The organism is Paenibacillus sp. FSL F4-0125, assembly GCF_038008565.1.
In the GTDB taxonomy this organism is placed as follows: domain Bacteria; phylum Bacillota; class Bacilli; order Paenibacillales; family Paenibacillaceae; genus Paenibacillus_AQ.
The window spans coordinates 75,138-88,978 of record NZ_JBBOZJ010000001.1 but is presented as its reverse complement, the minus strand read 5'-3'; the positions used below and the strand labels follow the sequence as shown (position 1 = coordinate 88,978).

15 protein-coding genes are annotated in these 13,841 nt (G+C 46.3%); all 15 read right to left on the bottom strand.

Going from position 1 to position 13,841, the window contains the following annotated elements:
- Window positions 1-110: 110 nt before the first annotated feature.
- The gene (gene dusB, locus NST74_RS00415; RefSeq protein WP_042123180.1) at window positions 111-1,127 is read right to left on the bottom strand and encodes a tRNA dihydrouridine synthase DusB; all 1,017 of its coding nucleotides are present in this window, start codon (window positions 1,125-1,127) and stop codon (window positions 111-113) included.
- A 39-nt stretch (window positions 1,128-1,166) separates the two neighbouring features.
- Window positions 1,167-1,361, bottom strand: coding sequence for a helix-turn-helix domain-containing protein (locus NST74_RS00410; protein WP_375104443.1), 195 nt, complete (start codon window positions 1,359-1,361; stop codon window positions 1,167-1,169).
- Complete coding sequence (gene folK, locus NST74_RS00405; protein ID WP_341109969.1) at window positions 1,328-1,879, bottom strand: 2-amino-4-hydroxy-6-hydroxymethyldihydropteridine diphosphokinase; 552 nt, start codon at window positions 1,877-1,879, stop codon at window positions 1,328-1,330. Before folK ends, NST74_RS00410 begins: the two co-directional genes overlap by 34 nt.
- A gap of 11 nt (window positions 1,880-1,890) precedes the next feature.
- Complete coding sequence (folB, locus tag NST74_RS00400) at window positions 1,891-2,253, bottom strand: dihydroneopterin aldolase (RefSeq protein ID WP_042183904.1); 363 nt, start codon at window positions 2,251-2,253, stop codon at window positions 1,891-1,893.
- Between the two features lie 30 nt (window positions 2,254-2,283).
- The gene (gene folP / locus NST74_RS00395; RefSeq protein WP_076121181.1) at window positions 2,284-3,141 is read right to left on the bottom strand and encodes a dihydropteroate synthase; all 858 of its coding nucleotides are present in this window, start codon (window positions 3,139-3,141) and stop codon (window positions 2,284-2,286) included.
- A complete protein-coding gene (locus tag NST74_RS00390) occupies window positions 3,138-4,019 on the bottom strand; it encodes an aminotransferase class IV (protein ID WP_341109968.1) in 882 nt (293 codons plus the stop codon). Before NST74_RS00390 ends, folP begins: the two co-directional genes overlap by 4 nt.
- On the bottom strand, window positions 4,016-4,597 hold the full coding sequence (gene pabA / locus NST74_RS00385) for an aminodeoxychorismate/anthranilate synthase component II (protein WP_042123170.1): 582 nt from the start codon (window positions 4,595-4,597) through the stop codon (window positions 4,016-4,018). Before pabA ends, NST74_RS00390 begins: the two co-directional genes overlap by 4 nt.
- The gene (locus NST74_RS00380) at window positions 4,594-6,138 is read right to left on the bottom strand and encodes an anthranilate synthase component I family protein (protein ID WP_445668165.1); all 1,545 of its coding nucleotides are present in this window, start codon (window positions 6,136-6,138) and stop codon (window positions 4,594-4,596) included. The genes pabA and NST74_RS00380 overlap by 4 nt, the downstream gene beginning before the upstream one ends.
- Window positions 6,139-6,556: 418 nt before the next feature.
- A complete protein-coding gene (gene cysK, locus NST74_RS00375; protein WP_042123166.1) occupies window positions 6,557-7,495 on the bottom strand; it encodes a cysteine synthase A in 939 nt (312 codons plus the stop codon).
- Between the two features lie 174 nt (window positions 7,496-7,669).
- Entirely contained in the window at window positions 7,670-8,614 is a 945-nt protein-coding gene (locus NST74_RS00370; protein WP_081390043.1) for a peptidylprolyl isomerase, read from the bottom strand.
- Window positions 8,615-8,622: 8 nt separating this feature from the next.
- Complete coding sequence (gene hslO / locus NST74_RS00365) at window positions 8,623-9,507, bottom strand: Hsp33 family molecular chaperone HslO (RefSeq protein ID WP_341109966.1); 885 nt, start codon at window positions 9,505-9,507, stop codon at window positions 8,623-8,625.
- A gap of 47 nt (window positions 9,508-9,554) precedes the next feature.
- Window positions 9,555-10,322 (bottom strand): type III pantothenate kinase, encoded by a 768-nt coding sequence (locus NST74_RS00360; protein ID WP_042123162.1) that lies wholly within the window; start codon window positions 10,320-10,322, stop codon window positions 9,555-9,557.
- Window positions 10,319-11,194, bottom strand: a complete 876-nt coding sequence (gene nadC / locus NST74_RS00355; protein WP_341109965.1) for a carboxylating nicotinate-nucleotide diphosphorylase — start codon at window positions 11,192-11,194, stop codon at window positions 10,319-10,321. Before nadC ends, NST74_RS00360 begins: the two co-directional genes overlap by 4 nt.
- Window positions 11,184-12,800 (bottom strand): L-aspartate oxidase, encoded by a 1,617-nt coding sequence (nadB, locus tag NST74_RS00350; protein WP_042123158.1) that lies wholly within the window; start codon window positions 12,798-12,800, stop codon window positions 11,184-11,186. Before nadB ends, nadC begins: the two co-directional genes overlap by 11 nt.
- 39 nt (window positions 12,801-12,839) lie before the next feature.
- Window positions 12,840-13,778, bottom strand: coding sequence for a quinolinate synthase NadA (gene nadA / locus NST74_RS00345; RefSeq protein WP_042123156.1), 939 nt, complete (start codon window positions 13,776-13,778; stop codon window positions 12,840-12,842).
- Window positions 13,779-13,841 lie beyond the last annotated feature (63 nt).

The following is a 13,841-nucleotide window of genomic DNA, read 5'->3' as shown; positions in this document are numbered from 1 at the left end:
TTACTGTAACGGCGATTTTATACTGTGAAATTATATTGGAACCGCTACAAAATGTCAATGACACCACATATAAAGTGGGATGTGTTCAAAAAGCGTTAGGAAAATAACGTTTATACTGCGGATGAAGACATTTCATTCCCCTTATTCGCTTCTTCATGCTGAAGTTGAACGACAAAATCATTCAAAATCTTCACCATTCCATCACGTTTGGTCTCTAACATGAGTACATCCTTCACACGTGCAGCAGACTTTAGGCCTTTTAAATACCAAGCCATATGCTTACGCATATCACGAACAGCAATGGCTTCTCCCTTAAGAGCAACCAGTCGATCCATATGAAGAATGGCAACCTTAATTTTCTCATCTAACCCCGGCTCAGGCATCAGTTCCCCGGTGCTTAAATACTGAATCGTACGATACAGCATCCATGGGTTACCTAGCGCACCACGCCCGATCATCACACCATCACAACCCGTCTGATCAAGCATAGCCCGAGCATCTTCAGGTGTATTGACATCCCCATTGCCGATAACCGGAATGGAGACCGCTTCTTTTGCCATCTTGATATAATTCCAATCCGCACGACCCGTGTAGAGTTGCTCCCGTGTTCGTCCGTGTACACTGACAGCCTTGCCACCCGCACGTTCTACTGCACGCGCATTATCTTCGACAAAAATATGCTCACTATCCCAGCCAATCCGCATCTTCACAGTTACAGGTTTATCGACAACATCGACAACCGCGGATACCATTTCATAGATTTTGTCGGGATTCAGAAGCCAACGGGCTCCCGCATCACATTTTGTTACTTTAGGCACCGGGCATCCCATATTGATATCGATAATATCAGCATTGGTCTCTTTATCAACTACTTTTGCCGCTTGTACCAGTGACTCTCTGTCTCCACCAAAAATCTGCAAACTAAGCGGTTTCTCACGTTCATCCACGAACAACATTTCGCGAGTACGCGTATTTCCGTGAATAATAGCCTTGTCGCTCACCATTTCTGCACAGACTAAACCTGTACCAAACTCTTTAGCGATTAGACGAAAAGCTGGATTGCAAACGCCAGCCATAGGTGCCAGAACAACTTGATTCTTCATCTCAATGTCGCCAATCTTCAGCATTCGTATCACTTCCTTATTCCTATTTGTATTCCTTAAAAATTATGAGTTAGGATTTGCCAATTCTTCGGTTGTAACCCCTAGGACATTCGCAATTTTATCTAAAATTTGATCTTCCAAATGTCTGTTGCCTCTCTCGACTGCGCCAAGCACAGCCAATGAAATCCCAGCGAGATCCGCAAGCTCCTGTTGAGTGTAGCCTTTTAGCTTGCGGAATGCCCTGATCCTCCGTCCCATACGCTTGTTGTCCACAACCGAATTCCTTCCTTCCCGTCTATGTCTTGAAGCGCTGCTGTAATCAACTTGCGGAGTCCGGAAGACTGTTCGTCCTGTGGAACGATATCACTGAGCGGAAGCATTACAAATGCACGCTCAAACATACGCGGATGCGGTAACGTTAAATGCGGGGTATCCAGTGTCTGCCCCTCTACCCACAATAGATCTAGATCTACCGTTCTCGGCCCATACCGGATATCCCGGATACGACCCAGCTGCGTCTCAATCCCCAGCATTACTTCCAGCAAGGTCTCTGGCGCAAGCGTCGTGCGCAAAGCTGCTGCCATATTGAGAAACTGTGGCTGATCTAAATAACCTACAGGCTCTGTCTCGTAAACTTTGGAGCAGCGAACCACCGTTATTTCATCATGATTATTCAGTCTGTTCAAAGCCTCTGACAGCGTACCCTCACGGTCACCCAAATTAGCCCCTAAAGCAATATAAGCCTCTGATTCTTCAGAGGTGGAATGTATATTCATGGACATTGTTCTCACTTTCTAGTTCTGCGCAGCTCTACAGTCACTCCCTGAAAATGAATGTCGAATGGCGGATGCGGTTTAGTTACTTTTACCGTTACTGCATTGATAACAGTATAAGTGTCCAGTACGGAGGATGCAATGTATTCTGCCAAAGCTTCAATCAACTTAAAGGACTTTATTTCGACAATATTTTTGACCAGCTCATGCACTTCAGCATAGTTCACCGTCTGGTTCAAATCATCATTCTGACCCGCTCCCTGCAGATCAAGCTCCAGCTCCAAATCAATGTAAAAACGTTGACCCAGCTTACGCTCCTCTTCAAATACACCATGATATCCGTAGTATTCCATTCGATGCAGCGTCATTTTATCCATCTTTAAACCCGCCCTTTTTCTAAAATATCTTTATTCACGCACCACTGGAGGTGCAGCATACAACATCGCATCACACATCTTGACCGTTCTTTTAATCAGGGATACATCATGCACACGTACGATCTGGCAGCCCTGAGCAATACCGAAAGCTACAGTAGCTGCGGTACCTTCGACAACATCGTCAGAGGGTAAATCAAGTACCGTCCGGATGAATTTTTTGCGTGAAGTCGCAAGTAACAGTGGATAGCCAAGCTCAGTTAATCCGTCCAAAAGCATCATTGCCTGCAAATTTTCATTAAAATCCTTAGCAAAGCCGATCCCTGGATCCAAGATAATATTGGCCGGCTTCACGCCTGCGGCTAAAGCAAGGTCAATACTTTCCTTAAGGTCTGCCGACATATCTGCACTTAGATTTGTATACTCACGATCCTGACGGTTATGCATCAAAATAATAGGACAGTCCGCTGCCGCTGCCACTGCCGCCATTTCCGGATCTGCCTTACAGCCCCATATGTCATTAATGATATGAGCACCAGCGGCAATAGCTTGGCGTGCCACTTCAGCTTTGTAGGTATCAATAGATAATGGAATATGCGGTGCCGCTCGATGAATACTCTCGATGACGGGCAATACACGCGCTAGTTCCTCTTCAAGCCCCACCGGTTTATGACCTGGACGGGTAGACTCCCCACCAATATCTATGATGTCAGCACCGTCGGCAGCCATGCGCAGCGCATGTTCTACTGCTTTGTCCGGATGATCCCAAAGTCCTCCATCTGAAAAAGAATCCGGGGTTACATTCAGGATGCCCATAATCAGCGTTCGATCTCCCAATTGTAAATCTGTACTTCCACAGCGGTACGTCCGCTTAAATATGACTGGTCTCAATTCGATACTCCCGTCCTTTCTCTATAGGCTGAAATCATTACCGAAGTAATCTTGCCGCAAAGGCCATCGCCTACGGTAAATCTTTTATCTTTTTCCCAAAGCGTTGTGACAGGAACAATTTCTTGCACGGAATTAGTAAGAAATACTTCGTCGGCTATTTTCAACTGCTCCCAGTGATATGCGCCCTCTTCTACCCTAATTCCAGCACTACGAGCCAGCTCCATTACCATTTCCCGGGTAATTCCCGGCAGAATCCCAGTTGAGATATCCGGCGTATGGAGAATATTGTTTTTTATAAAAAAGATGTTGCTGACAATGCCCTCTGCTATGATCTCTTGTGCGGTCAACATCAATCCTTCAGCACCATTCGAAGCAGAGGCATACCCCCTAAGCTCACGCTTGGCCAAAATATTATTCATATAATGCAGCGACTTGAACCGCACTGCTCCCTCAGGAGTGTTACGTCGTAAGGACAACAGTTGCAGCTCTTTGCCTTCGGTATATAGTTTATCAGGAGCTTTCGGGAGCGCTTTGATGTACAGCAAATGATTAGGCTCACGGTAATCGTCCGCCGGTAATCCGAGAATATCCTCGCCAGCGGTCACGGTATAGCGTATATAAGCTTCCTTTAATTCATTTTTGTCCATAACACGTTGAATCCACTCCTGCAGATGTTCAGCATCCTGCTCAAAGGGAATACCAAGCTCCTTACACCCCTCCGCCATACGCTTCAAATGACGCTTCAGCAAAAAAGGCAGTCCACCATACGTCCGAAAAGTCTCGAATAACCCTATGCCGTATAAAAAGCCGTGATCCAGTGCGGAAACCACGGCTTGTCGTGCATCTATGACATCATTGTTAAATCCTATATATTTCATGCCGTTTCTCCGGCTCTCCGTTTCAAGAAATTACGCAGCATCGTATGACCATGATCCGTAATAATAGATTCCGGGTGGAACTGCACACCTTCGATAGGGTATTCTTTATGGCGCAGTGCCATAATCTCCCCTTCTTCAGTCTCCGCTGTAATCTCCAGACAATCCGGCAGACTCTCACGTTCAACAATCAAAGAATGATATCTAGTTGCTGTAAAAGGAGACTCCAGACCTTCAAAAACCGACGTGCCTTTATGATGAATCGGAGATGTCTTTCCATGCATCAAACGCTCTGCACGAATAACATTGCCACCAAATGCTTGGCCAATCGCCTGATGTCCAAGGCATACGCCGAAGATCGGAATAATACCTTTGAAATGATGCAATAATTCCAAACTGATCCCCGCTTCATTAGGTGTACATGGTCCTGGAGAAATTAGAATATGATCGGGAGCCATTTTTTCAATCTCTTCAATGGTAATTTCATCGTTGCGGTGTACTTTAACCTCTTCCCCTAGTTCCCCCAAATACTGCACGAGGTTATACGTAAAGGAATCATAATTATCGATGACCAAGATCACAGTGTTTCTCCCCCTTCGGCGCCGCCGGTAGTTTGGGATTCCTGCTGCAATTCACTACAGAGGACTGCCTTCACTACCGCTTTGGCTTTATTATGGCATTCACGGTATTCACGATATGGATCAGAGTCGATCACGATGCCTGCACCTGTCTGAATATATCCGACTCCATCCTTTACAGCCAGTGTTCTAATAATAATATTTAATTCCATATTTCCGTTATAGTCAATAAAGCCCATGGATCCTGTATACGGTCCGCGCCGAACCGGCTCCAGTTCTTCAATGATTTCCATTGTTCTTACTTTAGGCGCACCTGTAATCGTTCCCCCCGGGAACAAAGCTGCGATAACAGCGTAAGCGTCCTTATCAGGCGCGACCTGGCCCTCAACCTGCGAAACGAGATGCATCACATGAGAGTAGCGCTCCACCGTCATCAGCTCAGGTACGCTGACGGACCCGTATGCAGCGACACGTCCAATGTCGTTGCGCTCTAGATCGACAAGCATGATATGCTCGGCGATCTCTTTTTCGCTCCCGCGAAGCTCCGCCTCCATGGCGGCATCCTCCGCGGGAGTCAGGCCTCGGCGCCGGGTGCCGGCGATTGGCCGTGCGCTCACTTTGTCCCCGTGCAGCTTGACGAGCAGCTCCGGTGAAGCGCTGGACAGCGCGAAGCCGGGCGACCGCAAGAGCCCCATGTACGGGGACGGATTGAGCCCCCGCAGCCACTCGTAAACATCCTCCGGCGAGGACTTCAGCTGCGCCTCCTGGCGCAGCGAGAGGTTCACTTGGAATACATCGCCTTGGCGGATGTATTCCTGAACGTCCAGCACAGCCTGCTGGAACTTCTCTGGTGAAAAGGCCGAGGTCATGCCCGGCCACTCTCCTGATGAAGCCGTAATGGATTCAATGCTATCTACGGTTTCTTTGTTCAAGCCCGAGGTTGAAGAAATCAACTGCCATTGCTCAACCATTCGCCCGGCCTGCTCTATCCCCCCGAGGTAAAGGTTCTGCAATTCCTCCATCCCGCATTCTGCTGGAACCGGGACGTGAACTGCACAATAAAGCACATGCTCTTCATGATCATAAATCCATACCTCATCCATCCTCATAAAAAGATAATCAGGAAAACCAGGATCATCTTGTGCAAGAGACGGCAAACGCTCCAATGAGCGGACCACATCGTACCCTAGAAATCCAATGCATCCACCTGTAAATGGAGGAATGCCCTGAACATTTAGACTTGGCGAGGTGAAGCCAGACATCCATTGCTGTAGCAGTTCCAGCGGCTGTCCTTGCAACGTTGTTACCTCATGTATTTCCTCATCGTCCGCTGATTCCAGAGATTCAGTAGATAAGTTAAATACTTCGGCCTTGTCCTCTTTGCCCTTCAATATGGAGACAGGATTTAAGCCTAAGTACGTAAAGCGCCCGCCCTTGCCACTTTCTAAGACTACAGAATACTGGGAAGCTAATTCCCAGGCCTTCTCCCACGATGCAGGCAACTCGTTTGTGCACCGGGGGGATTTTATTATTAAAGGGAACATGCTCCAGTCCTCAGCTGCCCATTGTTCCCACTCATGCCATGCCGTTATGATTTCCAAAGCCATCCTCCTAAAAGTTTTGTCTAGCATAATCCTACAATTTAATCTTCGGGACAAAACTCGCTTCGTAAGCATTCCATTAGTTTTGTCCAGCCTTCACCTATTTTAAATCGTCAGTAGTATGTTGCCTGTCAGTATACTGTACTTAAGGCATTATTGAAAAGCCCCCAGCGATAGGAAATTAATATGGTTTTTGCGTTTTCAGTAAAAAGCAAAGTGTTTTTCAACAATAATGATGTTACCGCGTCAAGCCTGCCGTATATGTACAGAACCTTTTGCCTTATTAATCAACGAAAAGAGTCTCCATCACCACCAAAAGGGTGGTATGAAGACTCTTATAGATTTACGTTATTGCAAGCAATTACGCTTCGAAATTGTAAAGTGGTGTGCTCAGGTAACGTTCACCGTTACTTGGAATAATGACAACTACCTTTTTGCCAGGACCCAAGTCTTTAGCTACCTTAAGCGCCGCAAACACAGCAGCACCTGAAGAAATACCGGACAGAACGCCTTCTTCTTTAGCTACACGGCGTGCAGTTTCGAATGCTTCATCGTTCTCTACATGGATAATCTCATCATAAATATCCTGGTTCAGAATCTCAGGAATGAAGTTAGCTCCGATACCCTGGATTTTGTGAGGGCCTGGTTTGCCTCCTGCCAAGATTGGAGAAGCAGCAGGTTCCACAGCATAGATCTTCACGTCAGGATATTTGCTCTTCAGCACTTCACCTGCACCCGTGATCGTTCCACCTGTTCCGATACCTGCAATAAAAGCATCCAGTGGGCCACCGATGGACTCAATCGCTTCAACGATTTCAGGTCCAGTGGTCTCACGGTGGATCTTCACGTTCGCTTTATTCTTGAATTGCTCGGATGGGAAATAGCTTGGGTTCTCTTTCAGAATTTCTTCCGCTTTCTTAACCGCACCATTCATGCCTTCCGATCCTGGAGTTAGTACCAATTCTGCTCCGTATGCACGAAGTAGATTGCGACGCTCCAAGCTCATGGTTTCAGGCATTACGATAACTGCCTTATAACCTTTAGCCGCAGCTACAAGTGCCAAGCCGATACCAGTGTTACCACTAGTTGCTTCTACAATTGTACCTCCTGGCTTCAGTAGACCTTCGCGCTCAGCTTCTTCCACGATGCTGATTGCGATACGGTCTTTTACGCTTGATCCCGGGTTCTGATATTCCAATTTCAAATAAATATCTGCGGAGCCTTCCTGTGCCAGACGATTCAAACGAACGAGCGGAGTACCGCCGATCAATTCTGTTACGTTGTTAACGACTTTAGCCATGAGCAAAAACCTCCTTAGAATGATAAGTGCAATATAAGAACGTAAATTATGACTTTACTCTTCTGTATGTGGGTGCCTTTTACGCAGTAATAACTGCTATAAAGAGGTGTAGATATTTGACCACCGTTAGTTATTTCCGACTAAAACGGTAGGTTTTACGTTAATATCATATTATCAATCTTGCAGGCTGTTGTCAATATTTATTGCCACATCATATTTTGTACGCAAATCACTCTCTACTTGTTGTAGAGGAGGTGCTTGCTCCAAAGCCAGTTCTTGACGTATCAGCGCCCGTATCTCCTTCTGGTCCGGAACTGCTGGAGAGTGAATACTCTCTAGTCGAATGATAGCGAAGTCGTCCTCCGCCTGAATCGGTCCCGCTATATCACCCGCATCCAAACTAGCCGCAGTCTTAAGCAGTCCTTCAGGCCAAAAAGGATCGTCTTCCTCCACCTTCCCCAAGCTGCCTCCTTGCTGCCGACTCGCTTCATCAATGGACACTTCCCTAGCCAAATCAGCAAAGTTCTCACCCTGCTCCAAGCGATCCATTACCTGCTCGCCTTCTTCATAAGATGAAACCTTGATCATGGAGAGCTCTAGTTCTCTTTTCGGAGTGAACCGCTCAGCATTTTGATCTAAATAAGTATCGATATCCGCTTCATTAATCGTAATACCCACGGTGGCTATCGCTTGTAAGGTTAGACGATAAGCTGTCTCTGCGAACACTTCCTGGCGGGATAACCCCAGCTGAGACTGCATTTGCGCATAATACTGTTCTTCGGAACCGTATCCAACCATAGTTCGTGCAAGCTCCTGCTCAACCTCATCGTCCGTCACAGTAATCCCCAGAGCCTTTGCTTCCATCTCCACAACAATATGATTAATTATTCCAACTAGCACTTCGTAACCATGCTTTTTTTTCAGCTCATCCATCCACTGCTTATCTGTTATCGATTGCCCGCCTGCAGTCGCTATCTCCGATGTTTCACTCTCTGTTGTATCTCCTTTTAGAAGGGCCATGGCGCGTAAACTCCAGAATAACAGACCCCCGAGCATTAAAGATGCAACAGCTAGAATAACAACCGTATTGCGAAGTGCGCGTTCCTGTCTCGTCATCATCCCATGACCTACGAGTTCGCTTGTTCTAAAATGACCTGTAATTCGTCCTTATTAAAAACATAAGCCTCGTTGCAAAAATGACATACAACTTCAGCCTGTTCATCTTCTGCAATTATTCTCTCCAGTTCAGCTTGCCCAAGGCTAATCAATGTCTGCTCTACCCGCTCACGCGAACATTGACAAGCAAAGTTAATATCCAGTTCATCCATAACCACGGCATCCGGCAAAAGAAAACGCAGCATTTCTTCTGGCTCTAAGCCCTGATCAAGGAGTGTTGTCACGGAAGGCATAGCCCCTAGAGCTTTTTCGATCTCCGTAATCTCCGCATCCGTCAGTCCTGGAAGAAGCTGCACGATAAATCCTCCGGCTACAATTACTGACTCATCAGTATCCACTAGTACACCCAAGCCAACAGCAGCTGGGGTTTGCTCAGATACAGCGAAATAATAAGTGAAATCTTCTGCAAGCTCTCCAGAGATGATCGGAATACTACCTCGATAAGGTTCCTTTAAACCCAAATCCTTAATAATATCAATGAACCCTTCCGTCCCTACAGCTCCAGCTACATCTAATTTGCCCATGCTATTGCTAGGTAAGTGAACGTGAGGATGGTGTACATATCCGCACACTTCTCCCAACGCATTGGACTCCGCAACAATTTGTCCAATCGGTCCATCCCCTTTGACCATGATGCATAGCTTCTCTCTACCTTTGAGCATAGCGCCCATCATGGCTGCAGCGGTAACCGTACGTCCTAACGCGGCTGTAGCCGTCGAATACGTATCATGTCTACGCCGCAATTCCTCGACCAATTCTGTTGTGCGGACAGCAAACGCTCTCACTTTACCATTCATAGCCGTTCCACGGATAAGTCGATCCTTCTTTTTTTCCATTGGGTGCTTAGCCCTCCTATCTCTTCGCCCTTTAGGCTTCTTTATCTTTATTGGTTACGATCATAAATAATTCGTAATCCTTCTAGTGTTAACATAGGGTTTACTTCGTCGATACAATCCGTCTCACCTGCAATTAGCGAAGCGAGACCTCCGGTAGAAATAACCTTTAGCCCCGGAGCATTCATCTCGATTTTGATACGCTTAACGATTCCCTCAACCTGACCCGCGTACCCAAAAATAATACCAGCCTGCATAGCATGCACTGTATTACGTCCGATAACCTTCTTAGGCTTCTCTAACTCAATTCGTGGCAGTTTGGATGCTCGCTGATATAAGGCCTCTGTAGAAATGCCAAGCCCCGGAACAATCGCTCCTCCGAGATAATTAGCTCCCGCATCGATACAATCAAAGGTCGTAGCCGTACCAAAATCAACAACAACAAGCGGACATTTATATTGTTCAATCGCAGCCACAGCATTAACAATCCGGTCTGCGCCAATCTCACGTGGATTCTCATAGCGAAGATTAAGCCCCGTTTTTATCCCTGGTCCCACGAGTAACGGATCTTTGCCTATATACTTTATACACATATCCACGATAGTCTTAACCAGGGGTGGAACTACCGAGGATATAATTACACCTTCCACCTCTTTGACAGAAATTCCTGACATCTGAAAAAGATTGTGTATCAGCACTCCATATTCATCCACGGTCGATTGGCGCGCAGTACTTAGACGGAAATGATGCAACAATTCACGCTTTCTGTATACGCCGAGAACAATATTGGTATTACCGATATCAACAGCAAGCATCATGATGAAGGCCCTTCCTTCTTGGCATTAAGGTCTAGACTAATATCCAGACTGGAGAAGGAGTACGTAAGGCGCCCTACAGAGATCACATCCACGCCTGTTTCTGCAATCCCACGAACCGTTTCTAACGATACATTGCCGGAGGCCTCTGTCTTGACATGTGGCGCTTTAGCTTTAATCCTAGCCACCGCTTGCTTCATCATCTCGTTAGACATATTATCCAGCATAATAATATCAGCACCTGCTGCCAGCGCCTCTTCGACTTGCTCTAAGTTCTCAGTCTCTACTTCAATGCTCATCGTATGCGGGATGTTCTTTCGAGCACGACCTACAGCCTGCCGAATACCACCCGCACCTTTGATATGATTGTCCTTGATCATAACCGCATCATATAAGCCAAAGCGATGATTAAAGCCTCCACCAACACGAACTGCATATTTCTCCAGCATACGATGGCCAGGTGTAGTCTTACGTGTATCTACTAGACGAGTGGATAATCCATCAAGCACCTGTACGAAAGATGCCGTACGTGAGGCAACACCCGAAAGACGCTGCATCAAATTGAGCGCAAGCCGTTCACCTGTAAGAATTGCGTGTGTGCTGCCTTCCACCTCAATAATTACAGTCCCTTTGGTCACTGCTTGACCTTCTTCTACAAGGGCTGTAAAGCTAAGCGTAGGATCAACAATTTCAAAAACCAACTCTGCAATCGGGATACCACAAATTACGCCATTTTCTTTAGCATGAATAATCCCTTTAGATTGATGGCCAACAGGTATCGTCATCTGTGTTGTTACATCCCCGGAACCAACATCTTCCCGCAGCCAAGCCTTGATGGATTGTACTAGTTCTTCATTGTAACCATTAAACATCATCGCTTAATTCCTCCACTATTCCCAGATCGCGAATTTGAAGCAGGTGCTTGCGCCACTGAACATCACTTCGCTGCGGATAATCCTCACGGTAATGTGCCCCGCGACTCTCTTCCCGCGCAAGAGCAGACTCTGTCACGAGCAAACAGCAGGTCAGCATATTAGCGAACTCGTATTCCTCGCGTTTAGTCAATACGGATCCAAAGATAGGTAGCTGCCGTTTCAATTCTTCTATTCCCTTAGACAAGGTCTCTTCATTACGTCGTAATCCAGCATATCGAACCATTACCTTTTGCAGCTTCAAACGGCGTTCCACAATAGCTTGAGTTGGCGAATCAACACGCCCATCGTTGCTGCTAACTGATACAACATCACGTCCAAGCGGGGATAATTTGCGAATCCGCTCAATAATACGATGCCCAAAAACAACTGCTTCTGATAATGAATTGCTTGCTAATCGATTAGCCCCATGTACGCCTGTGGAAGAAACCTCTCCGCAAGCAAACAAGCGGGGAATCGTACTCTCCCCATTCAGATCGGTCTTAATGCCCCCCATCATATAATGCGCAGCTGGAGCCACTGGAATCCAATCACTTGTAATATCCAATCCATAACCCATACATGTCTCATGTATTGTAGGGAACCGATGCTTCACCATTTCTGGAGATTCATGCGTAATATCCAAATAGACAAACGTTGACTTTGTAAGCTCCATTTCACTTACAATTGCCCGAGCTACAATATCTCGTGGGGCTAGCTCAAGCAACTCATGATAACGCTCCATGAACCGCTCTCCATTAATATTGCGCAATACTGCGCCTTCGCCACGAACTGCTTCGGAGATTAGGAATCTAGGAGCTCCAGGATAACTCAATGCTGTAGGATGAAATTGAATAAATTCCATATCTCTTATATGAGCGCCGGCTCGATAAGCAATGGCTACCCCATCGCCTGTAGCTACTTCAGGGTTGGTAGTGTATCTAAATAATTGTCCTGCTCCACCAGAGCACAAAATAGTCGCATCCCCTTGCAGGAATAACCGTCCGCCCCCGGGACGCTGCAACAATGCGCCTACACATTCTCCGCCTTCAGTGATGAGATCAATGACGTAATGATCATCCCACACCTCAATATTCTTATGTTCTGCTACCTGTTCAGCCAAAGCACGAACAATCTCATAACCTGTAGCATCTCCATTAGCATGCAAAATACGACGGTGGCTATGCGCTCCTTCCTGCGTCAAAGCCAGTACCCCATCTTCCTTATCAAAAAGAGTGCCTAAACGAATTAGCTCATGAACTCGATCTGGTCCTTCATTAACAAGTGCATCGACAGCTGTGGATGAGCAAAGACCTGCTCCAGCCATTAAGGTATCCTGCCGGTGGTAAGCAGGAGAATCGTCCTCAGCTATTACAGCTGCGATCCCCCCCTGTGCATAGCGAGTATTACTCTCCATTACTGATTTCTTTGTGATCATAATGACACGCCGATCTTCACTGGCTTTAATAGCCGTGAACAATCCGGCAATCCCTGAACCGATAACAATACAATCTGTCTTTACTTTAGGAATATCCCGAAGATCAAAATCAACCAAATATTGTGGAATCATGACCGCGTTTCACCTGTTTCAACGAAAGAGTAGCGCATACTACCGGACTTGTAGCATGCGCTCTAGGGAAGTTCTGGCTTTGTCGGCGACAGCAGGCGGTACATAGATTTGTGGCTTCATTGTCTCCAGGCATTTCACCAGTTTTTTTAGATTGTTTACTTTCATATTAGGACAAACAAGAAATTTCGTAGCAAAATAGAATTCTTTATCCGGACTATCTTTACGAAGCTGATATCCTGTACCATCCTCAGTTCCAACGATAAATTGCTTACGGTCGGATTTCCGGCAATACTCGAGAATGGATGTAGTACTACCTACATAATCACCCATAGCCACTACTTCCGGACGACATTCTGGATGAACTACAAATTCTGCTTCTGGGTATTTCGCTCTCATTTCTACTACATCTTTAACAGTCAACATATCGTGAGTGTTGCAATAGCCTTCCCATATAATCAGTTTTTTGCCGGTCTGATCTTGTACGTATTGACCAAGATTCTTATCGGGTACCCAGATAATTTCTTCAGCATCGAGGGATTCGATTACTTTCACGGCATTGGCAGAGGTACAACAGATATCAGTTTCCGCTTTAATCTCTGCAGACGAGTTGATATAAGTCACCACTTTAGCATTTGGATGTTGCGCTTTAAGCTTACGCAAACCATCTACATTAACCATATCAGCCATTGGGCAGCCTGCACGTTCATCAGGAATAAGGACGGTTTTGTTTGGTGCTAATATTTTAGCGCTTTCCCCCATGAAATGGACACCGCAGAATACGATAACCTCTGCATCTGTCTCCGCAGCCTTCTGAGCGAGTAAAAAAGAGTCACCCCGGAAATCGGCAACTTCCTGAATTTCATCACGTTGATAATAATGGGCTAAAATGATTGCGTTTCTTTCCTTCTTAAGCTGTTCAAGACGTATACGAAGTTCACGATTCTGTTCCTGCTTGCGCTCAAGTGCCAGAGCTTCCACCGATTGTTCTCCCCCTTAAATCTTCGCGGCTTTACGCCGGCGCGATGTTATCAAATGGCATGA

Bases quoted from the DNA above. Each gene is read 5' to 3' on its own strand.
- nadB (WP_042123158.1), bottom strand. From the start codon at position 12,800: ATGATTCCACAATATTTGGTTGATTTTGATCTTCGGGATATTCCTAAA.
- folK (WP_341109969.1), bottom strand. From the start codon at position 1,879: ATGAATATACATTCCACCTCTGAAGAATCAGAGGCTTATATTGCTTTA.
- NST74_RS00380 (WP_445668165.1), bottom strand. From the start codon at position 6,138: ATGTTCCCTTTAATAATAAAATCCCCCCGGTGCACAAACGAGTTGCCT.
- nadC (WP_341109965.1), bottom strand. From the start codon at position 11,194: ATGATGTTTAATGGTTACAATGAAGAACTAGTACAATCCATCAAGGCT.
- NST74_RS00370 (WP_081390043.1), bottom strand. From the start codon at position 8,614: ATGATGACGAGACAGGAACGCGCACTTCGCAATACGGTTGTTATTCTA.
- hslO (WP_341109966.1), bottom strand. From the start codon at position 9,507: ATGGAAAAAAAGAAGGATCGACTTATCCGTGGAACGGCTATGAATGGT.
- cysK (WP_042123166.1), bottom strand. From the start codon at position 7,495: ATGGCTAAAGTCGTTAACAACGTAACAGAATTGATCGGCGGTACTCCG.
- NST74_RS00390 (WP_341109968.1), bottom strand. From the start codon at position 4,019: ATGAAATATATAGGATTTAACAATGATGTCATAGATGCACGACAAGCC.
- folB (WP_042183904.1), bottom strand. From the start codon at position 2,253: ATGGATAAAATGACGCTGCATCGAATGGAATACTACGGATATCATGGT.
- NST74_RS00410 (WP_375104443.1), bottom strand. From the start codon at position 1,361: ATGGGACGGAGGATCAGGGCATTCCGCAAGCTAAAAGGCTACACTCAA.
- dusB (WP_042123180.1), bottom strand. From the start codon at position 1,127: ATGCTGAAGATTGGCGACATTGAGATGAAGAATCAAGTTGTTCTGGCA.
- NST74_RS00360 (WP_042123162.1), bottom strand. From the start codon at position 10,322: ATGATGCTTGCTGTTGATATCGGTAATACCAATATTGTTCTCGGCGTA.